At 46.0% G+C, this 22,302-nt stretch carries 16 protein-coding genes and 3 pseudogenes; 5 read left to right on the forward strand and 14 right to left on the reverse strand.

Translation table 11 applies throughout. The features are described from left to right. Positions 1 to 16: 16 nt before the first annotated feature. From TZ48_RS13980 to TZ48_RS14030, 12 genes and pseudogenes are all read right to left on the reverse strand, one after another. Positions 17 to 2,005 carry a S41 family peptidase gene (locus tag TZ48_RS13980; RefSeq protein WP_162674590.1) on the reverse strand — a complete coding sequence of 663 codons (1,989 nt, stop codon included), beginning with the start codon at positions 2,003 to 2,005 and terminating at the stop codon, positions 17 to 19. Between the two features lie 358 nt (positions 2,006 to 2,363). Beyond that, positions 2,364 to 3,533, reverse strand: coding sequence for a hypothetical protein (locus TZ48_RS13985; protein WP_112479608.1), 1,170 nt, complete (start codon positions 3,531 to 3,533; stop codon positions 2,364 to 2,366). A gap of 38 nt (positions 3,534 to 3,571) precedes the next feature. Further along, positions 3,572 to 4,831, reverse strand: coding sequence for a hypothetical protein (locus TZ48_RS13990; protein ID WP_112479609.1), 1,260 nt, complete (start codon positions 4,829 to 4,831; stop codon positions 3,572 to 3,574). Between the two features lie 402 nt (positions 4,832 to 5,233). Continuing rightward, complete coding sequence (locus TZ48_RS13995) at positions 5,234 to 6,067, reverse strand: ion transporter (RefSeq protein WP_112479610.1); 834 nt, start codon at positions 6,065 to 6,067, stop codon at positions 5,234 to 5,236. 220 nt (positions 6,068 to 6,287) lie between these two features. Next, positions 6,288 to 7,496: a tetratricopeptide repeat protein gene (locus TZ48_RS14000; protein ID WP_112479611.1), complete on the reverse strand. Its 1,209-nt coding sequence runs from the start codon at positions 7,494 to 7,496 to the stop codon at positions 6,288 to 6,290. Positions 7,497 to 7,506: 10 nt separating this feature from the next. Continuing rightward, positions 7,507 to 8,139 carry an energy transducer TonB gene (locus TZ48_RS14005; RefSeq protein ID WP_112479612.1) on the reverse strand — a complete coding sequence of 211 codons (633 nt, stop codon included), beginning with the start codon at positions 8,137 to 8,139 and terminating at the stop codon, positions 7,507 to 7,509. A 3-nt stretch (positions 8,140 to 8,142) separates the two neighbouring features. Continuing rightward, positions 8,143 to 8,550, reverse strand: a complete 408-nt coding sequence (locus tag TZ48_RS14010; protein ID WP_042497468.1) for an ExbD/TolR family protein — start codon at positions 8,548 to 8,550, stop codon at positions 8,143 to 8,145. Between the two features lie 26 nt (positions 8,551 to 8,576). Further along, a pseudogene (locus TZ48_RS14015) lies at positions 8,577 to 9,105 on the reverse strand (MotA/TolQ/ExbB proton channel family protein). 9 nt (positions 9,106 to 9,114) lie between these two features. Then, a complete protein-coding gene (locus tag TZ48_RS14020; protein ID WP_112479613.1) occupies positions 9,115 to 10,482 on the reverse strand; it encodes a MotA/TolQ/ExbB proton channel family protein in 1,368 nt (455 codons plus the stop codon). Beyond that, positions 10,482 to 11,249 (reverse strand): DUF3450 domain-containing protein, encoded by a 768-nt coding sequence (locus tag TZ48_RS14025; RefSeq protein ID WP_112479614.1) that lies wholly within the window; start codon positions 11,247 to 11,249, stop codon positions 10,482 to 10,484. The genes TZ48_RS14020 and TZ48_RS14025 overlap by 1 nt, the downstream gene beginning before the upstream one ends. Positions 11,250 to 11,323: 74 nt before the next feature. Beyond that, positions 11,324 to 12,262 (reverse strand): TonB-dependent receptor, encoded by a 939-nt coding sequence (locus tag TZ48_RS25195; protein WP_239670872.1) that lies wholly within the window; start codon positions 12,260 to 12,262, stop codon positions 11,324 to 11,326. Further along, positions 12,223 to 13,977, reverse strand: coding sequence for a TonB-dependent receptor plug domain-containing protein (locus TZ48_RS14030; RefSeq protein WP_239670873.1), 1,755 nt, complete (start codon positions 13,975 to 13,977; stop codon positions 12,223 to 12,225). The genes TZ48_RS25195 and TZ48_RS14030 overlap by 40 nt, the downstream gene beginning before the upstream one ends. A 767-nt stretch (positions 13,978 to 14,744) precedes the next feature. On the opposite strand from TZ48_RS14030, the gene TZ48_RS14035 reads away from it, so the two are divergent. From TZ48_RS14035 to TZ48_RS14055, 5 genes and pseudogenes are all read left to right on the forward strand, one after another. Beyond that, entirely contained in the window at positions 14,745 to 15,770 is a 1,026-nt protein-coding gene (locus tag TZ48_RS14035; RefSeq protein ID WP_112479615.1) for an ABC transporter permease subunit, read from the forward strand. 3 nt (positions 15,771 to 15,773) lie between these two features. Further along, on the forward strand, positions 15,774 to 16,814 hold the full coding sequence (locus TZ48_RS14040) for an ABC transporter permease (protein ID WP_112479616.1): 1,041 nt from the start codon (positions 15,774 to 15,776) through the stop codon (positions 16,812 to 16,814). A gap of 98 nt (positions 16,815 to 16,912) precedes the next feature. Then, positions 16,913 to 18,747 (forward strand): annotated as a pseudogene (locus tag TZ48_RS14045) (extracellular solute-binding protein). A 26-nt stretch (positions 18,748 to 18,773) separates the two neighbouring features. Then, entirely contained in the window at positions 18,774 to 19,628 is an 855-nt protein-coding gene (locus tag TZ48_RS14050) for an ABC transporter ATP-binding protein (RefSeq protein ID WP_162674591.1), read from the forward strand. Between the two features lie 24 nt (positions 19,629 to 19,652). Further along, a pseudogene (locus TZ48_RS14055) lies at positions 19,653 to 20,461 on the forward strand (ABC transporter ATP-binding protein). 64 nt (positions 20,462 to 20,525) lie between these two features. Here TZ48_RS14055 and TZ48_RS14060 read toward each other — a convergent pair. Both TZ48_RS14060 and TZ48_RS14065 read right to left on the reverse strand, forming a co-directional pair. Further along, on the reverse strand, positions 20,526 to 21,668 hold the full coding sequence (locus tag TZ48_RS14060; protein WP_112479617.1) for an iron-containing alcohol dehydrogenase: 1,143 nt from the start codon (positions 21,666 to 21,668) through the stop codon (positions 20,526 to 20,528). 176 nt (positions 21,669 to 21,844) lie between these two features. Further along, complete coding sequence (locus TZ48_RS14065; RefSeq protein ID WP_112479618.1) at positions 21,845 to 22,117, reverse strand: hypothetical protein; 273 nt, start codon at positions 22,115 to 22,117, stop codon at positions 21,845 to 21,847. Positions 22,118 to 22,302: the final 185 nt, after the last annotated feature.

Below are 22,302 nucleotides of genomic sequence, written 5' to 3' on the forward strand. Positions count from 1 at the left end.
ATTCGTGATTGTTAACCTATTCAGTGATCTCAACACCACGCTTGAAGTTCCAAAGTGGTTCATTGCCGCCGTCTAGGCCTTCAACTTTGATTACAAAGCTATTGGTATCGAGAGAAGAGGCGGTAATAGGCAGAGTGAACAGCTTAGCGTTATTCCCGTACGCGTTAGCATGGTAGGTTTCCTCGGTTTCCATTCTACTCCACCAATCGCTAGCAACGGAGATTCGAACTTTTTCTGTGTTTTTAAGCAGCAGGTTGATCTTGGCATCTTGTGGATTAAGCGTCATGTAATAAGTACCGACTTTATCGTCAGCGAATTCAAAATTACTTTTCGATACGGCTTGATTTTTCAGCCCCTCGAGTACTTTAGTCAACATCGTTTGATTCCCATTGACCAGATCCTCAGGCGTTGGGCTTATGTCAACATCTGCAGTGCAGCCGTAGTCTTCGATGATTTGCCCCGAGTGATGACCAAACCTCACGGCCTGCCTGAATGAGAAGTCCATATCAATACCTAAAGGCAGTGGTGTATGTATTCCAGTAGGGGAGCCGTAAAAGAAGTTGTAGGAAATAATATTTGCACCGCCCGCGCCTGTTTTGGGGTCTGCACCATAAATGACGGCAGCATCATTGTCTTGCATGGCGCAGGTAAACAGATCACCCGCAGAATAGGTGCTTGAGTTAGCCATGACTGCTACAGGCTTTGTGTATACTTGACCATGTACATTGGCCAATTCTGGTGTGGTTATCGGAGCGTTTGAGGAGTATTTGGCATCACTGCCTGCCACATTATCGAGTGCTTCTTTAAAGAAGGGAAACATTTGCTGTACGTCTTCATGGAGGAACAAGTATTGATTCAACTCCGAATTTAGTAATCGGAAGTCGTGTACTCTACTTGTTTTTTTGGTAAAGAGCCCTGGCAGCGTCTCGGCATAGTAAATTGTTCCTCCAGGGTTGTTTGATACATTTATAATTAGTCCGTCCGTCAACGCATTTTGCTCTTGCAATAGATCTCTTATGGCTTGGTATTCACTCCACCATCCAGTTGATGGAAGGAATGAGTTTATGTAAAGGTATCCGTAATTGGCTCCTTGATAAGGAATATGAGTATAGTAAAACGTCTCTCCATAACGTTGGATATTTGATACCATAGAGTGAGCAACAGGCTTGGTATGACGTTCTAATGATTGATTATATAGCGCTTGTTGATGGTTATAACTGATCGCGGGTGAGTTGGATAAAACCTCGCTTTCTGGTGTTGATAGCCCGCCAATCTTTGAGCCTGAATACACTAGCCATTCATAGGCAACCTCGTACTCTTCTCCAGTTTCTGCCGAACGAAATTTAAAGCTAACGGTATCCTCTTTGGGCAGTAGATGGACTCCATTCCATCGGAATGTCATGTATCGAAGAGCTTGATTAAATCCCGCATAAGGGTTCGAGCCTTGCCCCTGAGGAATTAATTCTCGCATTGCCTCTTCAATGCTTTTTCCTTGGTAACCTATCAGAATATCGCCAACTTTAGGGTTAGGTCTTTCGGGGTACAGACTAAAACCATTCCATGCGGCAGTGACACGAATTTCGAAAAAATCATCTTTATCTTTAACGCGAGTAAACCGCATTGGCATTTCAGTAAAGTGATCATAGAAGCGCAGAGGTAGAAGGTAGTTGAAATGGAGATCTCGTTGACTGATAAACAGCGTACTGAGTGAGTCATGTAATTCATAAGTCGACATCGTATGAGCCTGCTTAGCGATCTTGTCTACCTCTGTAATAGGATCCAGGTGACCCTTTGGGGTGGGGCTTATCCCGTAATAGTCGTTTTTGTGAAATTTGTTAACGTACAATCCATCTATCACTAATTTTGCTCGGTCTGCAATTAATTGGCGCTCTTTAGGTAACAGTTCTACAAACTTCATGCGTTCGCGAGCTTCAGAAATAGGAAGTATTTCTTCTGCGTAGCTGACATTTGCTAAAAGTAGGACGGTAAGTGAAATTAGATTCATCTTTGTTCGCATAGTTAGTTTAGCCCTTTTAGGTTTAAGAGGATGCAAATAACAAGAGCAACAAGCACTAAAGTCACAACGTATTGAATTTAATTGATGCAACAAGCATCTCCCAACACGAAATGTGTCAGTTTTAATTATTAGAAGTTGAATTGTGTCTGTCAGTGCTGGTTTATGTCTAGTAAAAAGCAATTGGCTGCATTGTTATGCGACGGAGTGAATATAAAGAGTAAGGCTGTTGTAATAAAAGATAATGAAAGAGTGCGTTATATCTGATTGAGTAAGTTCGATGATGACAGGTATGTTCGCAACACTGCTTTGGAGCGAACATACTCACTTATTATTCTATCTGGTTGTACTACTCACTTAGTGCAGCCCAAGACGGTGTATACACTTCTGAATGTTGGTCAATAAAGTATCCGCCAGTCAGTGTATTCGAATCAGACTCACCATATCGGCCAAAACAACCGCGTTGAATCGCTAGACCAAATTGGCCGCCACTCCAACTGAGTGAGCCGCGCGTCTCTAGATTGCCGTCAATATCAAAAGACGAGGAGTTGGAACATTCCATCTCGCCAGCGGAGAGGTTTCCTGCGACTTGTGCTGCGCTATTTTGAAAGACATTGAATCGACCGTCACTGCCCGTTCCAACTGTTACATCACCATGGACACTTAGGTGAGAGTTACCCCAAATGTCCACAAAATTGGTGACTTGAAGAGAGCTTGCCTCTATTGCTGACCCCCTAGAAGCATACAGATCATCGGCGATTAAGTTACCATGAGAGTGAACAAACGAGCTGCCTACGGCTTCTACGGTATCATAAGTGGCAGTCTCTGATTGGATCACAACAGTCGAGTTTCCGTCGGCGACGACTTGGTAAGCATTACCTGTTACTGCACTTCTTATATCCGCTGATGCGTTACGATTGAGCAGCAGGGATAGATTATTTATAGAGCCGCCATTAATACGAAGATACGAGGTGCGCATATAGATATTCGGCTCGTATCCATCGCCATTCTCGACAGGCATCGGAAGGGAAACATTCTCTAGTCGTAAATTAGAACTGTTGCGAACGAATAGGGTGCCTTCCAATGTGAGGTTTGAAAGTCGAACATTCGCCTGTGCATCGATAAATAGGGATTCGCCATCCATATCCTCGCCCTCGGCTATGCTAGCGCTTCCTGAGCCGTCGATTCTAACGTCGGCACGAGCGACCTCGGCACCCTCACAAGTTCCGCTAATTTGAAACTCCATTTGCGCGCTCGAGTTGCGTGTCCCTTCGAGAGCTTCAACTAACGCTTTAGTATTTTCTGAGCAATCCACTTGAACAGTGATATAGGAACTTGAACCAGCTTCAGAGCCTTCTAGTGCCTCAAGTCTCGAATCCAGCTGTGAGAAGTTTTCGTTTACTTCGCTTGCAAGTGCAGGTGAGCCTGCGCTGAATGTGTGGGGTACAGCGGCGAAAGCACCAGCTGCAATAGTGTGACTAATCAACGTCGCCAACAGAAGTTTATTTGAAGTTTTCATGATACTTATCCTTAAGGTTTCTAATCTTGCGTTTGCAGCTATTGCCAGGTCGCGTCGTTCCAGTTGGTTACGCTCCAAGTAAGGTCAAGGTTGTCGTCACAGACATCTCCTAGGCCATCTCGGTCAAAGTCCGCTTGGTCTTGGTTAGCGACAGATGTACAGTTGTCAGTGTCGTTTGCGATAGTGTCGTTGTCGGTATCGTTGGGTGACTGATCATCTTCGTTGTCACCAAGGCCGTCATTGTCGTTGTCTTCCCACTCGGTACTATCGTTGGGAAAACGATCGACATCATTGGCGTAGCTGTCGTTGTCACTGTCGTTTAAGTAGGGATCGTCTTCGTTGTCACCGAGACCATCATTGTCATCATCAAACCACTCGGTAGCGTCATTAGGGAAGCGATCGACATCATTGCTGTAGCTGTCGTTATCACTATCATTAAGATAAGGGTCGTCTTCATTGTCTCCTAGGTTGTCTTGGTCGTTATCCACCCACTCAGTGGGATCTTGGTCAAAGGCGTCGATTGAGTCGGGGATACCATCACCATCACTGTCGATTGGCGCGGTTGGTGGTGGAATCGTTGCCAAATCTTGTTTTATCTCCTCTACCGTTTGTGAGTCAGAGACGGTATCGAGAATCTCTTTAATATCTTGATTTACAGCGGTGACGACAAGCTCGAACTTGGAGGATTCAGTAGACGTTTGATCGGCAGCTTTAGCCAGTTCATCAGCCGTTTCAGGTAAGGCACCCATACTTACGATTTGCTCTGCCGCGTAAGCTGCTTTTGGCTTGCCATCACCGGTAATGAAGTCTCCTAAAACATCGTCAGACTCTATTCCTAAATCGCTTGCAAGTTGCGCTGCAGCTTCATCTTTAGTTAAAGAAGGGTCTTTTTTCATCGTGTTGTGCACGATGGTGGTCAGAGGCGTCACTGCAGTTTCTCCTGCAGGAGCTGACATGACAAAGGGCTCAGTGACGTCGCCTTCAGTTTCATCTACGGTTTGTCCAACGATTGCCCGAACGACAACAGGGTATAACGAAGGGTCGTCTACTCCTGTGACATCCAGAGTTGCGATACCTCCAGCACCTGAAATGGCGCTCGGTTCATTGGGTTCGAGTAAAAAGTTATTGTTAAGGTCTAGCCAGACTTCTGCACCGTTCAAGTATCCATCGATGGCAGTGACGTTGTATGTTGCACTCGCACCACCCTTATCACTTGATGTGTTGTTGTCACTATTACAGCCAACAATAGTGACGGTGAAGATTAAGCCTAAACTGACCCTGAATATTTTCTGTTTCATTTTGTTATCCAGGTTATTGGGGCAACATAAGTGATGATCCTAATTGATCGGTTTGTCAATAATGAGCGCGATTGCTTATGAATAGAATTAAAAAACTGTACATCTGGTCACATTTTGTACAGCTTTTGTTGGGTGTTTATTTAAATATTCAGCCAATTACTGAGTAAAATGTGCCTTTGTTGGCATATTTATCTATCTGGATGAGTATTCTTCGGATCTATATCTGACAGGTTGAGCTCAACGGTATGATGCGCTTTATTTGGGCGGGTTTCATGACATCTAAAAATTAGTTACTAATATATTGGGTTAAGTGATTTCCATGTTTAGCGCTAATACCAAAGAGTCGCTAAGTAAGACGACTAACGCCTCGATAGCACGTAGAAGACAAAGAGCCGGTAACCATTACTTTGACTTAAGCAGCCTCTTTATCTCTTCCAACTCCCGATGTAATGCTTCAACCTGCTGATGCGTCGCAAAAGTTTGTCTAGTCTGGTGATCGGCGGTTAACTGGGGTAGTTCCGATTTTTTATCCTCTTCCGCGAGAGCGTGTTCTGCGGTCATGGTCTCAATGACGACACCAATCATCATGTTTAAAAACACGAATGCGGTGAGGAAAATAAAGGTGAGGTAGTAGATCCAGCTAATCGGGTAGACTTCCATAGTTTCATACATGACGTCGGTCCAATCTTCAAAAGTAGCGACACGGAATAGGGTGAGCATAGATATAGATACATCTCCCCACAATATGTCATTGATATCCGAGAACACTAAGCTGCCAATAACCGCATATATGTAGAAGATGATGAACATAAGCACGGCGATATAACCCATCTTGGGAATCGCTTTAATCAGCGCATTAATAAGCAGCTTTAGTTGAGGTATGGCAGAGACCAATCGTAATACTCGAAATACTCTGAGTAGTCGAGCGATCAAGATCCCTTGTCCCGCAGTTGGGATTAAGCTACCTATAACAATCGCAGCATCAAATAGATTCCAACCACTTTTAAAGAAATCGAGTTTGTTTTGGTACGAGAAAAATTTGATCACGATTTCAACCAAGAAGAACAGTAGAATAAACACATCCAACCAATATATTGCTCTGTTCAACACCTCAGGTAGCTCGAAAGTTTTTGCGCCTATGGTCAGCGCTGCAAGTATGATCACAACCACAGTAAATGTTTGAAAGTACTTATTGTTGTTGACCGCATTTAACTTTGCTTGCAAAGAGGAGAGCATAGATATCTGTCCTTTGTATCTGTCATCACTTGTTACTTAAATGTTATGACGAGCGGTGTGATTTACGCTAGAAAAGAATTGCGACATTTTATTAACAATTGAGGGCTGGACTTAGATCTGAAGAGAAAAAAGGGAAGCCGAAGCTTCCCTAAACGTGCGACTGACTCACACTTAACCAAGAGAAGAACACAACCATCTCCTCTCGATATTCTTATCAGTCTTATTGCTCCAAAAAGCTGATCCAAGGGCTAACCGTTGGACGAAGCTGCTGTGAACTCGCGGCCTGTTTCATTGAGTTGAGCGCGAGTTTTGGCTGTTTCATCTCAAAGTGTGCCATGCCTTTTATGTATTGCAGCTCTGCTACCTCATCCTTAGTCGCGTCAGGCGCATAAGTCTTGGTGTATTCAGAGGCTACTTGATACTGCTTGTCTTGCAGCATTAGGCGAGCAATGCGGATTTGACTTTTGGCCGTTGGAGCCATCTCATACGCTTGTTGGTAGGCCAAAATCGCTTGATCTACTTCTTGCGCTTGATGGTAGAAAGACGCCAGCTTTTCAACATGCTTTTGCGTTTTCTCTATGTTCCCTTGCTCCATTTCTAGCTTAAGTGTTTTCGCTGCGCGGTAAGGGATGCCCTGATAAGCCATAAAGTTGACTAGCCTTAAATACTCCTTTTCATTTTCAAGTAGGTTAAGCTCATAAGCTGCTTCCAGTGCGGCCAGTGAGTTTCTATCCTGGTTCATTTCCATGTAGATCCCAGACAGCTGCATCCAATAGCGCTTTTTCTGTGGATATTTGGAAGTGAGTGTTTTGAGAACGCTTGCGGTGCTCTTGTACTGTTTAAGTTCGTAATGAGAAGCAAGCAGTAACAGGTACCAAGACTCACTTGGCTCTTTGGTCATCGAAATGGCTTTTTTGGTTGGTGCAATGGCGTTTTTGTAATCTCCCATTTGCACATAGGCACTTGCCAGTGTGATGTAAGCGTGAGCATTAGGCTTGTCTTCGGTGGTTTCTGCCACTTTAAACCAAGCTTTCATGGTATTGACCGAATTTTGGTACTGCTCTTCGGCGAGATAGAGCTGAGCCAAACTGTAGCGGACTTGCTGCGCGACAGGCACGGGGAGGGCATTGACCTCGAGTGCCTGAGCAAAGTAGTTCGCCGCTTGTTTGTAGTCTTCGCGAAGTGAGTACAGAAAACCCATCTGTTGTAGTAAGACGGCTCGGTCGTACTTTTTCTTCTTGGTAGACTCAATGGCACTTTCAAGCTTTTCTATGGCGTAAGCGTATTTTTCTTCAGCGATCCACTTTTGCACCTTGTTAACGGTGCGAAAGGTCTTGTCGGAAAGCTGAGGTGGATCCTGAGCGATAGCTGGGCTGCTTAAACAGCCCGCTATAAGCAACACAGAAGCCATTTTTTTGAACGTATTCATGTTCGACTCCTTAGTTGGTAGAAAACTCAATTTCTTGTGACATACGAGTACTGACCGCCTGTCCATCGACCTGCTTAGGTTTGAATGTCCATTTAGCGATAGTCTTTTTGGCAGCGCGGCCAAGACCGAGCTTACGTGGGTTTTCTTTGAGGACTTTGACATCCTCAACCGTGCCACGTTCGTTCACAGTAAACTCTACCAGCACGACACCTTTCTCAATGCCAGACCGCGCTGCTTTGCGCGGCATTTGCGGCTGGAATGTGGCCAGTGGTACCGGGCCGTTATTACCCACAACTTGAGCACCACCGCCTTGGGTATAGTGACCTAACACAGAACCACCAGTGACATTAACGGGCAGATTGAGGTTAGGCATATCCATAGCGATTTGCTCCATCACAGGCTTGACCGTCGACGCCACTTTCATTTCTGGTGGCGGTGGCGGGCGTTTTGGTGGTGGTGGTTTTGGTAGCTCTCGTTTTTTCTCCTGTACATTTTCTTGCGGTTTAACGCGAATAAAATCGACCATACGAAGATCGTCACTCGACGCTAACTCGTGGCGCTCTTTGTTTACTAGCTTGTCCATCCCCCAGAAGAGTCCGAGGGCGACAACGAGCGCCAGTGCTACAGAGGCCAGATAACGCATAGGTTACCCCTTATCTGTAGCGGCGATGGAGATGTTTTCTACCCCAGCCATTTTTATTTGATCCATCACTTTCACCACGACACCTGCACTGGCTTCCTGGTCTGCTTGGATCACCACGGCACCTTCCGGGCTTTCGGCTTTAAGTCGTTCGATGTTGGCGCGTACTGCATCAACTTCGATACGTCGTTTATCTACCCAAACATCGCCAGCTGCGCCAATGGCGACCATAATGTTGCCGTTTTTCACCACCTGCGCCGTGTTAGCGCTCGGTCTACTGACTTCGATACCAGCTTCTTTGACGAAAGAAGTGGTAACAATGAAGAAAATCAACATGATGAAAACAATGTCCAGCATTGGCGTCATATCGATCGCTGCTTCTTCATTGCTTTCGCTGCTATAGCGTCTTTTCATGACCTATATCCTTATAATTCCGTTTACTAAGCGACATGTTTTAGCTGGTCTTCCAGCTTTTGCGTGGTCACTTTGGCAAGATGATCCAATCGAGTGCTAAAGAACAAGCCAGACAGAGAAGCGACCATTCCCGCAAGGGTAGGTATGGTTGCTTTGGAAATGCCTGAAGCCATGGCCCGTGGGCTTCCTGTGCCTACCACAGCAAGGATGTCGAACACGTGAATCATGCCGACAACTGTACCCAGTAGGCCAAGCAACGGACACAGTGCGATCAGCACTTTGACGACCGGCAGTCCTTTTTTGTTCTCAATGTCCTGGCGTGAGACAAGCTCTTGACGGATCATCTTTGCGTTCCAGCTTTGGTGCTCGGAGCGTGCAGTCCACTCTGCGAGCGTTTTTCTTGGCCATGCGCGGTGCAACGGCTAAGAAATAGAACCAGCGTTCAAGCAGTACACTCCAAAGCAAAAAGCTGAGAATAAAGATGGCAAATAGAACATCACCACCCATTCCTAAAAAGCGTCTTATCGACTCAAATTCTTCGACTAACCACCACATAGAAGCTCCTTATGCCTCTGATGAGTGCAGTTTTTCTTGGTAGCGAGCAATAAATCCAGCGCTTTGCTCTTCCAGTGTTTGAACCAGTCGACGTGCTTTACTATGGACAAGGGTGTAGAAGAACAGCAGTGGAATAGCGACAACGAGGCCAAGCATGGTGGTTACCAGTGCTTCTGAAATGCCGCCTGCCATCAGCTTAGGATCACCTGTACCGAAGAGTGTGATGGCTTGGAAAGTGCCAATCATCCCCATTACTGTACCCAGTAGGCCGAGTAGGGGAGCCACCGAAGCAAACAGTTTTATAGAGCCAACAAAACGCTCGATGCGTGGTGCGTTGCGCATAATGATTTCATCCAGCTTCGCTTCCAGATCTTCAAGGTTACTGCCTTTGTGCGATTGGTATGCTTCGATAACTTCGCCAAGAGGATTGCTTTTAAGTACTTGATCAGACTTCGCTTGTTTGCGCATTTTGCCACCGATAACCAGTAGACGTAGGTAACAAGCGACGGCAATCAAGGCGCCAATAAGACCCATACCCAAAATGATATAGCCGACGATGCCACCTTGATCGACACGCTCCTTAACGGTTGGGCTTTGCACGAGTAGTGAAAGGATCACACCACGAGACGGGTCAACAAACAGAGGTTGATAACTGTCTGCCGTGGTTTCAAACGGTGATACAAGAGTTGTGATGTTGGCAGATGGCTGGCGAGACAGTTCTTCAAACTTGCCCGTTTGTGGAACGTACGTGACGTACTTACCATCAGCAATAGCATTGAACTCACCCACTAAAGTAACTTCAGTTTCTGCTTCGTTGCCTTCGCCGTAAACCACGGTGGCGTTGGCTTTTGATGTTTCGCCAGAGGCGACAATTTGTTGAAGAATGGTGTACCAGAAACCTTCAAGCTCGGCTGTAGAGGGTAGTTCTTTACTTTCAGCGAGCTTAGTCAAAAGCGCATCACGCTCTGGGAACTTAACCGCGTTCTGAGAGGCGCTAAAGAGCCCTTTGAACTCACCAGCGTACTGTCTTAGGACACCGAACATTTCACCGAGTGTGCCTGAGCGTTGGCGAAGAGTTTCAGTGAGCTCTGTAAGCAGAACATCGTTGTTATCAAACGTTGCCTTGAGCGTGTCGCCACGGGCTGTCTCTTGTGCGAGTTGAGCTCGTGCTTTTTCAAGTAACGCTTGCTGGTTGTTTCGATCGGCTAAGAACTCCGCTTCACGTTCTTTGTTTTCTTTAGATTCGAGCGAGCTTTGCGATTTTACCGTTTTTAGAAGCTCGTTCATGGAGATAGGTTTGGTTTCTGCACTCGCAACGGTGGGCAACAGTAATAGGCCAGAGAGCAGGAGTGAAGCCATAGATTTAAATGCAGTCATTATTGTTTCTCCCCGGTGTAGATTGGTAACTTGATCAGTGCTGGTGGCGCTTGCTTCTTAGCAACGCGTAGACCTTGTTGAACCGCGCCGCGGTATTGTTCTGGGAGTGCTTCCCATTCGCGAGTTTGCTGGTTCCACATGCCTGTTTCTAGACCGTCTGGAGATTGATACAGCAGCGCTGTGCGTCCGATGCGTAAGAAGTCATAGGTGACGACTTCGCCATCACGCTCGAGGCTGGCTTTGTATGATTCGATGGATCGTGAGAAGCCCTCTTCAATTTGGTAAGCTTCCATGACTTTGCGGTACTTCTCTGAGGTCGTAACGTCGGCGCGATCCATAAGACGTTTAAGCTCGGCAACACGCTTACCGCGCTCTTCTACTTGGAAGGGGAGATCAAGTTCAATGAAGTCTTCCAGTGCTTGAACCATATTAAGAGTCAGTGGCACCACTTCCATTGCAGTTTGATCGATTTGAGAGATCTGGTTATTTAGCGAGTCAATCTCGCCTTGTTGTGAGTTCACCATCTTCTCAATTTGTTGGTTGTACGCTTTCATGCTGTCTATTTGGCGAAGCAGACCTTTGTATTCCGCCAGCATTGAGTCCGTATTCTCTGCGTACTTATCGATTTTTGCTTGTGACGTTTGCGCGTTTTTGTTCGCTTTAGCTTGTGTAGCGACGACTTGGCCACTATCTGCAGCGTAGCTAGAACCACCTATAGCGAGCATGGCTATGGTGAGGCTACTCAGCGCGATATCCTTAATTTTCATGTGTGCATCCTTGTGTTTTGTCAGTCGTAAAAAGCCGGCACGCGAACGTGCCGGAAACAGGAGGAAGGGATTAATTAAAATTTCATGTTTACGTTGGCGTAGAAGTAACGGCCGATAACGTCATAGGTTGTGGCGTCTGTGTTACCCGAGATGGTGTCAAGGATAAGCGGTGGTGTTTCATCAAACAGGTTGTTGACACCGCCAGACAAGGTGAAGCCGTTATCAAACGCGTAGCCAGCGCTCAAGTCATGGTAGAACATGGTTGGTACGCTAAAGTTGTATGTGTCTTGTGGTGCGTCAGCAGCACCTGGCAGTTCGTAATCAACACCTGCAATCATGCGAGTATTCCAGTTCACACGCCATGCGTCACGAGTGACACCCAAGTTAAGCGTAGAGCGGTACTTACTGTATAGACCGATTTGGTCACTGATGAATTTACCAGCGTAATCGACAACAGAGCCATCCGCCTGTGTCACTTCGTGCTTGAAGTTGTAGGTGTTGTCCCAGTTTGCTTTGAAGACGACGACGTCAAAGTCATGCACGTAGCGCAAGTTGAAGTCGATACCGTTTTTCTCAAGCTTACCTAGGTTTGTGGTACGAGCATCGATAGAAACAATGTCGCCGTTACCGTCACGAGTGATCTTGTCACAGTACTCGCCTGTTTTTGCACATTGATCCAGCATAAGTTGAGGGTCAACGGCATCAATCAGGTTTTCAAGTTCTACTTGCCAGTAATCAACCGTGGCAGAGAAACCCTCTACAAAAGATGGTGACAGTACAAAACCTAATGACGCGGTATGACCTTCTTCAGGCTGGAGTTCTTGGTTTGAACCATAGAAAACAGGGAACTGGGTACGGCCACTGGTGTCTTGACCTGTTGGGTCGGATAGGACGTCAAAGCTTTCTGTTGCACCACCGTACAGGTCGGCAATGGATGGGGCACGGAATACTTCGTTGTAGGTACCGCGAAGCATCAAATCGCCAATAGGTTGGTACAAGAAGCTGTAACCCATGGTCGTCGCGCCACCAAATGTGGAGTATTTATCATGCGAGCGGTGATCTTAGCTTCTAAGTACTCTGCCATCGTCACTTCAGAAAGAATTGGAACTAACAGTTCGCCGTAGAATGAGTCAACGGTGTAGCCACCCGCGGTTTCCGATTCCGCATTGCCCGAAGCGTTACCCAGAACCACTAACGCGTCTGGTTGGTTTGCACCTTGTTCGTCACGGTTTTGATAACCGGCAGCAAAAGCGATGGTGCCCATGTCTGTTTCGTAGATGTCGCCTGTGACATTGAAGTTAATGATCTGCTGTTGGTTAAAGCCGGTATCTTGGCGAGTGAAGGTAGCGTAATCCAGTGCTTCTTGGCTGACGTTGCCAAGAATGTCCATTGGCACACAGCCAGGAATAACGTTACCGCCCGCGTCAAGACATTGGCCATTTGCAGATGGACCTACCGCATTGCTGACGCGATCTTTAATGAATACACCATCTTCAATTTGTTTGGTCTTAGTTTTGCCCCAGTTGTAGTTGGCATCCCAAGTCCAACCATTTTGGAACTCACCATCCAAGCCAAGTACTACGCGGCCTGTGTCTGATTCGAAGAAGCGGTTTCGTCCACCTGTTTCGACCATACGGCGACGCCAGTCAACGATATCAGCGCCTGTATTGTTGAACTCATTGTCTTTAGAAATGGGGTCGTAGCCGCTGAACTTACCAAAGATAGGCTCGGCAGCCAGTAGATAGTTAGACTCTGAGTTTGAGTAAAGCGCTTCGAATGTCGCGGTAACTGGACCAAGGATGCTAGTTTCACCTAGCAGGTAGTTACCTTGAGCAGCAAGATAGCGACGCTGTGCTGGACGTTTTAAGTAATTGTCCGGCGCGTAGTTGTAAAGATCATCCGGCGCATTAAAGTCACGAAGCGTATCGCTGCCTTCTGGGCCAAATGTCTTACCGTCATAATAGCCCCATGGTGGCGCTGAACTACCACTTTGGAACTGACCTCCGTACCCATCGTGTTGTAGGTCGGTATTGGCGAAACCACGATCACCGGCCATGATTTCGTCTTCTTTGGTCATGCCCGCAGAAAAGGTAATATTACCGCGATCGTTAGACGCACCAGCGAGCATGCTGATGTCAGTGACTTGACCATCGCTGTTTGATGTGGTGCCACGCTTAGCATTAAGCTCAAAGCCTTCGAAGTTCTGTTTAGTGATGATGTTAACAACACCACCGATTGCATCAGAACCGTAGACCGAAGACGCGCCATTTTTCAGTACTTCAATACGCTCTACCATTGCGGCAGGAATCATATTTAAGTCAACGGATGCGTCTGCCCCCGTACCACCATTAACCATACGGCGACCATTGACAAGAACGAGTGTACGCTCTGCGCCTAAACCGCGTAAGTTTACCGTTGCAGCACCATTACTGCCGTTATTTACAGAGGTGCTTTGTACCGTACCGCCCACGCCAGGCAATTGGTTCAAGACATCACCAATGGCAACCAAACCGGTGTTTTCAATGTATTCCGATGATAGGACTTGAACTGGTTCAGCGCCTTCCATCTCCACTCGAGAGATTCGTGACCCGGTCACTTTCATTTTCTGAAGCTTTTCTACGTCCTGTTGTCCCGTTTCTTCAGCAAACGCTATCGGCACTGCGAAGAGATTCGCAGTACCAAGCGCAAGACTCACTGCTACCGAGAGACATGTGTTTTTTTTTAACATCCTTGTACTCCGTTTCACCAGTTTTCTCCTGGTGTCTGTTGTGTATTGCATTTTTGATTGAATCGTTAATTCGGTGTTAACGACAGCGCAACTTATGACGGGTTAAAAAAGTAATGTCAAATCAGCCGTTTAAAGAGAACGCCAGTTTGTAAAAAGTGGTAAATTCTTAAAAATGTCATTTGAATGGTGTTTTCTTGTAAAAAAAATGTGAAAAACAGAGTGATTTATAAAAATTTCCGTTGAATCTAGCAATTGAGGTGAAATTAGATCATTGTTCGATCTTAGTTTAAACAATTGGATTTTTATGCTGCCTTTCGTGGTTTATTGTGGAATTATAAGCTAATTGTGAAATTTCACAGTAATTCATAGTTTAGATGAATTGTCTATATTTTAACCATAGGTGTCGCTGTGCCTTGATATATAAGCGATGCGCATCATGATATTACACCTAGTGCATATTTGCTCAGTGAATAAGTATGCAGTTATTATGGATCAATTCTTACTGTTTTATGTAGAGTTAATGCTCTATCTGCTAGTTTGATATATTGGAGGGAGGTTAATTCTAAAATTATGTTCTTTTTTTCAATTTATGAGTGCAATTATTTAAAAGTGACAGTGTTGATGGTTTGTGATAAAAATGCTGTCGAAAACAAAGTGAGCTAAAAATAATCATACAGGCAGGAAGCTTAGTAATTATTTTTTTACTAGAAAATAAATGCTCGCTGTTTCCAATATTCAATGAACAGCAAACATGGAGAAGTTGATAAATGCTGTCCTATTTTCTACGTCGTCTGGTACTGGTGGTGCCGACGTTTATAGGCGTCACGATACTAATATTTGCCATTACACGTTTTGTACCAGGCGGGCCTGTCGAAAGAATGCTGGCAAATATGCATTCTCAAGGAGATGGTGGTGGTTCACTGTCGATGTCTGGTACAAATTCCGCATTATCTGAAGAGCAAATTCAAGAACTCAACGCGTTTTATGGTCTCGACAAGCCCGTCCATGTGGCATATTTAGAATGGATCACTAACCTAGCTAAATTAGACCTTGGTGAATCTACTCGATATTACGAACCTGTCACTGATATGATCGCAGAGCGCCTACCTGTATCGCTATTTTATGGAGGGATGACCTTCTTTATCAGCTACTTTATCTCTATTCCTCTTGGATACTATAAAGCATTGAAGCATGGCTCTGTTTTTGACTCTTTATCTTCCGTTGCAATTTTCGTTGGTTACGCACTGCCGGGCTACGTAGTTGGTGTTTTACTGATCACGCTTTTCAGCTATCACCTTGAGTGGACGCCAATGGGTGGCTTTACCAGTGATGATTTTGAAGATTATGAGCTTGTGTCTGAGCAAGTGAAAGACATTATGTGGCACGCAATATTACCACTTGTCTGTTATCTGATTGGTGATTTTGCTACGTTGACGATGACGATGAAAAATAATCTGATGGAGAACTTATCCGCAGACTATATCAGAACAGCCATTGCCAAAGGACTGCCATTCAAGCAGGCCGTTAGAAAGCACGCGCTTCGCAATAGTCTTATTCCAATTGCTAGCCACTTCGGTAATTCCTTATTGTTCTTTATGACAGGTGCTTTCTTGATAGAAGTGATATTTAATATCGATGGGATAGGTCTACTGGGTTACGAATCTATTATGGAGCGAGATTATCCTGTCGTCATGGGAATAGTGGCGATAAACGCTATTTTGCTACTAATTGGGAACATTATTTCCGATATATGTGTTGCTCTTGTTGATCCACGTGTGAAGTTTGGGAGTTAGTTCATGGTTATTAGCCCACTTACTAAGAAGAAGCTCATTAACTTTAAACGGATTAAACGTGGATATTGGTCGTTTATTGTTTTGTCCTTAATGTTAGTGTTGTCTTTATTCGCAGAATTGCTCATCAATAGTAAAGCCTTAGTGGTGAAGTACCAAGGTAGCTATTATTTTCCTGTTTTTAGTGATGTTAGGCTAGGGACGGAGTTTGGCCAAGAAAATGCCGGCGAGGCAGATTACCGTGCTCTACAAATCGCATTAGAAGCGCAGCAAGGTGATGATTTTGTGGTCATGCCTTTTGTGCCGTGGAACCCTTATGAACAGGACTTTTCCGGTGACTATCCCCCTAATGCTCCCAGTGTTGAATCGAGACACTTCTTGGGCACTGATGTTATTGGGCGCGATATATTAGCGCGTTTAGTGTACGGATTTAGAACGGCAATGGGATTTGCCTTGCTTACTATGGCTGCGTCTTATGCGATTGGCGTTGCAGTCGGGTGTGCCATGGGATTTCTGGGCGGTAAGTTTGATCTGTTTGTCCAGCGGTTTATTGAGATCTGGTCCATGGTGCCATTTCTATATGTCATCATGATCTTAGTATCGATTGTTCAACCCAGCTTCACATTGTTTGTGGCCATTAACGTTATGTTTGGGTGGATGGGAATAACATGGTATATGCGCACGATGACATACAAAGAAGTCGCTCGTGAGTATGTCTCGGCCGCCAAAGCGCTCGGAGCTTCTAATATTCGCATCGTCTTTAACCATATCTTGCCAAACACCATGGTGATGATCGTAACCCTTGCCCCATTTACGATAGCCGCCAATATTACCGCTTTGACTGCTCTGGATTACCTGGGGCTCGGTCTTATGCCACCAACGCCGAGTTGGGGGGAGTTACTGCAACAAGGAAAGTCCAACCTAGACTCACCATGGATAGTGACATCCGTTGTTACTGCCATTGTAGCGGTGTTGGTGATGGTGACGTTCATTGGCGAAGCTGTGAGAGCGGCTTTCGACCCTAAGAAGTTTACCCGCTATGTTTAAATGACGGGCTTGCCCATTGTGAGCTAAAAACCGTATTAACCAACTGGATAGAGGCGTTTGAGACGTCTAGCGTTAAGAAGTAAGAATAAGGATATCTCATGCATAAAAAGACATTAATCACCGCCGCGTTACTGGCTGCATTCTCCGCTGGAGCTAGTGCTAATGAACTCCCGCCAGGGCTAACTTGGATTGATAATATTAATGAGCCGTTGTTTGCCTCTGAGGAAGCAAAGTTTGGCGGCACATTGCGCACTTACATGTCCAGTTTTCCGCAAACGCTAAGAAGCGTCGGCCCAGATTCAAACTCGGGTCTGCGACACTATTTCATGGATGGCACCCCAAAGCTCGCAGCTAGGCACCCAAACACTGGTAAATGGATCCCTCAACTCGCCGATGCTTGGGCGTATGGCGATGACAACCAAACGGTGTATTTTAAGCTTAATCCAAAAGCAAAATGGTCCGATGGCGAAAAGGTGGATGCCGACGACTACTTGTTCATGCTCACTTATAACCGCTCAAAAGATATTGTTGCTCCTTGGTACAACGACTTCTTCACCAACAAAATTGCTGATGTAGTCAAAATTGATGATTACACCATCGCCATTAAATCGGCGACTAAAATGAGCCAAGAAGAGTTGATGATACAAATTAACTTACCAAGCAATGGTGTTCAGCCAAGACCAGAGCATTTTTTCGCTAACCCGAAAAAAGATGAAAATGGTGACGGTATCGAAGATAACTTTGTGCGTAAGTTCAATTTCAAAGCCGAGCCAACGACCTGGGCTTATTACATGTCCAATGTTAAAAAAGGCAAAAGTGTCACATTTAAGCACGTTGGAGAAGATTGGTGGGGCTACAATAACCGTTACTACAAAAATCGCTACAACGTAGAAAAAGTACGCTTGACCGTCATTCGTGATTCCGACATTGCCAGAAAGCACTTTGAGAAAGGTGACCTTGATGTGTTTGGCTTAGTGTTACCGAGTCTGTGGCATGAGAAGGCTGACAGTAAACCGTATCAGCAAGGCTATATCCAAAAGTTTTGGGGCTTCAATCAAACCGCGCAAGGGGCGGGTGGCCTTTGGATGAACACCTCAATGCCGCTACTGGAAAGTCGTGATGTGAGAGCGGGTATCGTCTATGCCTCTGATTACGATGGCATGTTAAAAAACGTACTTCGCGGTGATTACCTTCGAATGCCACATGGAATGGGCGCAGGACATGGCGGTTACGATCGTCCTGACAACCAGGCACCAGCATTTGACCCAGCAAAAGCGATTCGTTATTTCGAAGCCGCTGGTTTTGACAAGGTTGGTGCAGATGGTATTCGCGTTAATGACAAAGGGCAGCGTTTAAGCTTCGATATCACTTATGGCTACCCTCCACACACACCAAGAGTGGCGTATCTTAAAGAGCAAGCCAAACAAGCCGGCTTGGAATTTAACCTTAACCTGGTTGATGGCTCGTCGGCGTTTAAGTACATCCTAGAGAAAAACACCAACTCGCTTTCTTGCACATGGGCGGCGGTGAAATCCCTGCTTACTGGGAGTATTTGCACTCAGACAATGCGAAGCCGCAAACCAATAATCACACCTTCTATCAAAACCCTGATATGGATAAGCTGATTGACCAGTATGTGGTTGAGTTTGATGTTGAGAAAAAGCAGCAATTGTCTCATCAGATCCAACAAAAAGTGTCGGATGAGTTTTTAATCGTTCCTGGTTATATGGTGCCATACACTCGTGAAGCCCATTGGCGCTGGTTGCGCGTGCCAGAAAACGGCATGACCAAATTGACTGAAACCATGTTCTCGGTAACGGATGTCGCGAACTTCTGGATAGATAGCGATTTGAAAAAACAGACCAAGTCAGCTATGAAGAAAGGTGAGAGCTTTGAGCCCGTCACCATCGTCGACGACACCTTCAAACTGTGATGCGTTGCGAGCAGCGAGAGGCAATAATGCAAGAAGATGTGATTTTGAGTGTACGAGATCTCGCCGTCAGTTTTCATAATGATGAGGGCAGTCGTGAGGTCTTGCATGGCGTGAGTTTCGATGTAAAAGCGGGGCGAACTTTGGGTATTGTGGGTGAATCTGGGAGTGGAAAGAGTGTCACTGCGATGTCCATCATGGGGCTTTTGCCAAAGCCCTATGGCGAGGTCACTGCAGGGCAGATCTTCTATCGTGATACTGACTTACTTCAACTCGCGCCGGAACAGATGTACGCCATGCGTGGTGACCGGATTTCGATTATCTTTCAAGATCCGATGACAGCGCTAAATCCGGTGCAAAGCGTTGGCAAGCAGCTCAATGAGGTGTTAGAGCTGCATCGTCCAGAGCTGAATAAAGCTGAGCGGCGGGCTACGTCTCTGGAGATGCTCACCAAGGTTCGGATCCCACAGCCTGAAAAACGCCTAGATGAGTATCCCCACAACTTGTCTGGCGGTATGCGTCAGCGAGTGATGATCGCCATGGCACTGGCTTGTAAACCCGACATTTTGATATGTGACGAGCCGACCACAGCCCTTGATGTGACGGTACAAGCTTCGATTTTGGAGTTGATGCAAGATTTGCAGCAAGAAACGGGCATGTCGATGATTTTTATCACTCATGACTTGGGCGTGGTTGCGGAAATTTGTGATGATGTCGCTGTGATGTTCGCAGGTAAAATAGTAGAGCAAGCCGACGTATTTGACCTGTTTGATCATCCAAAGCATCCCTATACAGAACGATTATTAGGCTTGATACCAAGTTTAGATAATCCACCTAAGCACAAAATTGACATTAAACCGATTACCGAAGACATGTTCCGTTAAGGTAGAAATTCTTAAGGTTACTAGATGAGTGAATTATTGAAAATAACGGACTTAAAGCAGTACTTTCGATCCGGTAGTGGCATTTTTCGACGCGGCTATGTCATGAAGGCGGTGGACGGGGTGTCACTGTCGATAAAACGGGGCGAAACTTTAGGCTTGGTTGGCGAATCGGGGTGCGGTAAAAGCACGTTAGGAAGGACAATTTTAAAGCTACTTGAGCCATGTGACGGGAAAATTGTGTTTGAGGGGGAAGACATTACTAAGTTGTCGCCCGAGATATGCGCCCCTTGCGCAAACAAATGCAAATCGTGTTTCAAGACCCAATGGAGTCACTCAATCCAAGGCATACCGTGGGCATGATTTTAGAAGAGCCGTTTGTTATTCATAAATTAGGGAGTCCTGCAGAGCGCCAGAAATGGGTTAAAGAGCTGCTCGAAAAAGTAGGGTTACCTGAGGATGCCATTGATCGTTATCCGCATGAATTTTCCGGCGGACAGCGTCAACGGATTGGCATTGCGCGTGCAATCGCGGTGAAACCAAAGCTGCTGATTTGTGATGAATCAGTATCAGCGCTAGATGTGTCGGTGCAGGCGCAAATACTCAACTTGTTGCTCGATTTACAGCGCGAATTGAATTTAGCCATTATTTTCATATCTCACGATCTGTCGGTAGTGAGACATGTTTCCGATAATGTGGCGGTGATGAAAGCGGGTAGGGTTGTGGAGTATGGATCGAGTGATGAGGTATATCATACGCCCAAGCATGATTACACAAAAACGTTGCTATCCGCCATACCTATTACTCACCCTAAGTATCGGAAATCGAGACGCTAGACAAACTAGACTTAATATACAAAAAAGCTCGGGCAATAATGACCGAGCTTTTTTACGGGGCTATTTACAGCGCATTTGCTAAAATCTGACGCGACACATCGATAGTAATAGCTTGGTTCTCACCAAGCCTGATATACCCATAGTCTTCAAGCTTTTTGATCACCGCGTCTACCGCTTCAGATTTGTCGCCTTCGACTTCTGACAGGCGTGTATCTACGTTCAACTTCTTATAGAAAGCCTCGATGGCATTAATCGTGCGCTCGGCTAAATCGTCACTTGTAGAGAGACCAAATACGTTTCTCCCCATCTGCTCAATTTTTTCTTTTTTAAATGCCATCTGGCTGCGAAGTAGTGACGGCTGAACAATAGCTAACGAGCGCGCGTGATCCACGTTCCATAGGGCGGTAAGCTGGTGGCCTATCATATGTGTCGCCCAATCTTGTGGCATGCCCGTGCCAATGAGGCCGTTGAGTGCTTGGTTCGCTGTCCACATTAGATTCGCTCGCCATGCATCATCACGTTGCTCAAATGAATCTCCAAGCACAAGCAGATTGCGAAGCAGCACTTCAGCGTAACCTTCCTGAACCATGTGACCTGTTGGCGAAGTAATGTATTGTTCGCAGACGTGTACCCAAGCGTCAACCAAGCCATTGATCAGTTGGCGTTCAGGCAGAGTTTTCATGGCATCTGGGTCTAGAACAGCGAATGCAGGTCTGACCGTAGGCGATAGGAAGCCGAGCTTTTCTTGGGTCGCTTTCTTGGTTACCACGGCGCCCATGTTGGACTCAGAGCCGGTTGCTGGCAATGTAAGTATGACACCAAGTGGAATCGCAGTTTCTGGTTTGTAAGCACCGGTGATGAGATCCCAACTGTCGCCATCGTGCAAAGATGCGGCAGCGACGTATTTGGTGCCATCAATGACACTACCGCCGCCCACAGCAAGTAGATATGTGACGTTCTCTGCTTTCACTATGTCGATGGCTTTATCTAGAGTTTCTTTTGTTGGATTAGCCTCAACACCTGAGAACTCGAGCCACTCATGACCGCTCAGTGCCGCGGTGACTTGGTCATAAACGCCATTCTTTTTGATAGAGCCGCCGCCGTAGATAACGAGGACTTTGGAATCTTTAGGGATGCTGTTGGTGATTTGTTCAATCTGACCTTGGCCAAAGTGAATCACAGTAGGGTTCACGTAGCTGAATTTCATGACTTTGCCTTATTCCTAGTAGGGTTAGCTTGGTATGTGTCGCTTGATATCTATAGCTTAGTTAACTGATGTTCAGTTATTTGAATGCTGTTACTTATACTTGGGGCAAATAGATCAGGCTTCAAGGGGAAACCTGATCCAGATGAGTCTATTTCGAGGCGTGTACCGGCATCAAGCTAGCTACAATTCGCGGCACTGCCGGCGATTTGGCGCTCTTGTTGAAGCTCTTTGTGTAGAGCTTCGAGTTGAACTTTCGCTTGGTCCACATCGCTCATACTCGAGCTGAGTTTCACGTATTTGCTTACCGCTCTATCAACGCCTTCTGTGTTGTCTCGGTCGTAGTCAATTAGTGCTTGCATGGCGACACCTGCTTCTTTGTAAGCTTGCTGTGATGCTTGTTCGGCTCTTAATGCAGCACGGTAGGCATCATCATGCTGACACGCTATCAATGCCGTTACCGAGCTTTCTACATCTGGGCCAAACTCGAGCGTCGGTTTGACAGGAGGGGTGGGGCACTTTGCGAAGCTTGCTTTGCTTCTGCCTGTTGGTCTTTAGCATAGCCATCTACAGCACCAGCGGCGCCCCCAGCAAGCGCGCCTGCTGTCACGTTACGGCTTAAACGGTAAGTATTGAC

It is taken from the genome of Vibrio variabilis, from assembly GCF_003263785.1.
GTDB lineage: Bacteria > Pseudomonadota > Gammaproteobacteria > Enterobacterales > Vibrionaceae > Vibrio > Vibrio variabilis.

What these genes read in the sequence shown, in the direction of transcription:
- TZ48_RS14030 (WP_239670873.1), bottom strand. Translation starts at nt 13,977, where the DNA reads ATGTTAAAAAAAAACACATGTCTCTCGGTAGCAGTGAGTCTTGCGCTT.
- TZ48_RS13995 (WP_112479610.1), bottom strand. Translation starts at nt 6,067, where the DNA reads ATGCTCTCCTCTTTGCAAGCAAAGTTAAATGCGGTCAACAACAATAAG.
- TZ48_RS14025 (WP_112479614.1), bottom strand. Translation starts at nt 11,249, where the DNA reads ATGAAAATTAAGGATATCGCGCTGAGTAGCCTCACCATAGCCATGCTC.
- TZ48_RS14010 (WP_042497468.1), bottom strand. Translation starts at nt 8,550, where the DNA reads ATGAAAAGACGCTATAGCAGCGAAAGCAATGAAGAAGCAGCGATCGAT.
- TZ48_RS14060 (WP_112479617.1), bottom strand. Translation starts at nt 21,668, where the DNA reads ATGAAATTCAGCTACGTGAACCCTACTGTGATTCACTTTGGCCAAGGT.
- TZ48_RS14020 (WP_112479613.1), bottom strand. Translation starts at nt 10,482, where the DNA reads ATGACTGCATTTAAATCTATGGCTTCACTCCTGCTCTCTGGCCTATTA.
- TZ48_RS14040 (WP_112479616.1), top strand. Translation starts at nt 15,774, where the DNA reads ATGGTTATTAGCCCACTTACTAAGAAGAAGCTCATTAACTTTAAACGG.
- TZ48_RS25195 (WP_239670872.1), bottom strand. Translation starts at nt 12,262, where the DNA reads ATGGGTTACAGCTTCTTGTACCAACCTATTGGCGATTTGATGCTTCGC.
- TZ48_RS13990 (WP_112479609.1), bottom strand. Translation starts at nt 4,831, where the DNA reads ATGAAACAGAAAATATTCAGGGTCAGTTTAGGCTTAATCTTCACCGTC.
- TZ48_RS13985 (WP_112479608.1), bottom strand. Translation starts at nt 3,533, where the DNA reads ATGAAAACTTCAAATAAACTTCTGTTGGCGACGTTGATTAGTCACACT.
- TZ48_RS13980 (WP_162674590.1), bottom strand. Translation starts at nt 2,005, where the DNA reads ATGAATCTAATTTCACTTACCGTCCTACTTTTAGCAAATGTCAGCTAC.
- TZ48_RS14050 (WP_162674591.1), top strand. Translation starts at nt 18,774, where the DNA reads ATGCAAGAAGATGTGATTTTGAGTGTACGAGATCTCGCCGTCAGTTTT.
- TZ48_RS14005 (WP_112479612.1), bottom strand. Translation starts at nt 8,139, where the DNA reads ATGCGTTATCTGGCCTCTGTAGCACTGGCGCTCGTTGTCGCCCTCGGA.
- TZ48_RS14035 (WP_112479615.1), top strand. Translation starts at nt 14,745, where the DNA reads ATGCTGTCCTATTTTCTACGTCGTCTGGTACTGGTGGTGCCGACGTTT.
- TZ48_RS14000 (WP_112479611.1), bottom strand. Translation starts at nt 7,496, where the DNA reads ATGAATACGTTCAAAAAAATGGCTTCTGTGTTGCTTATAGCGGGCTGT.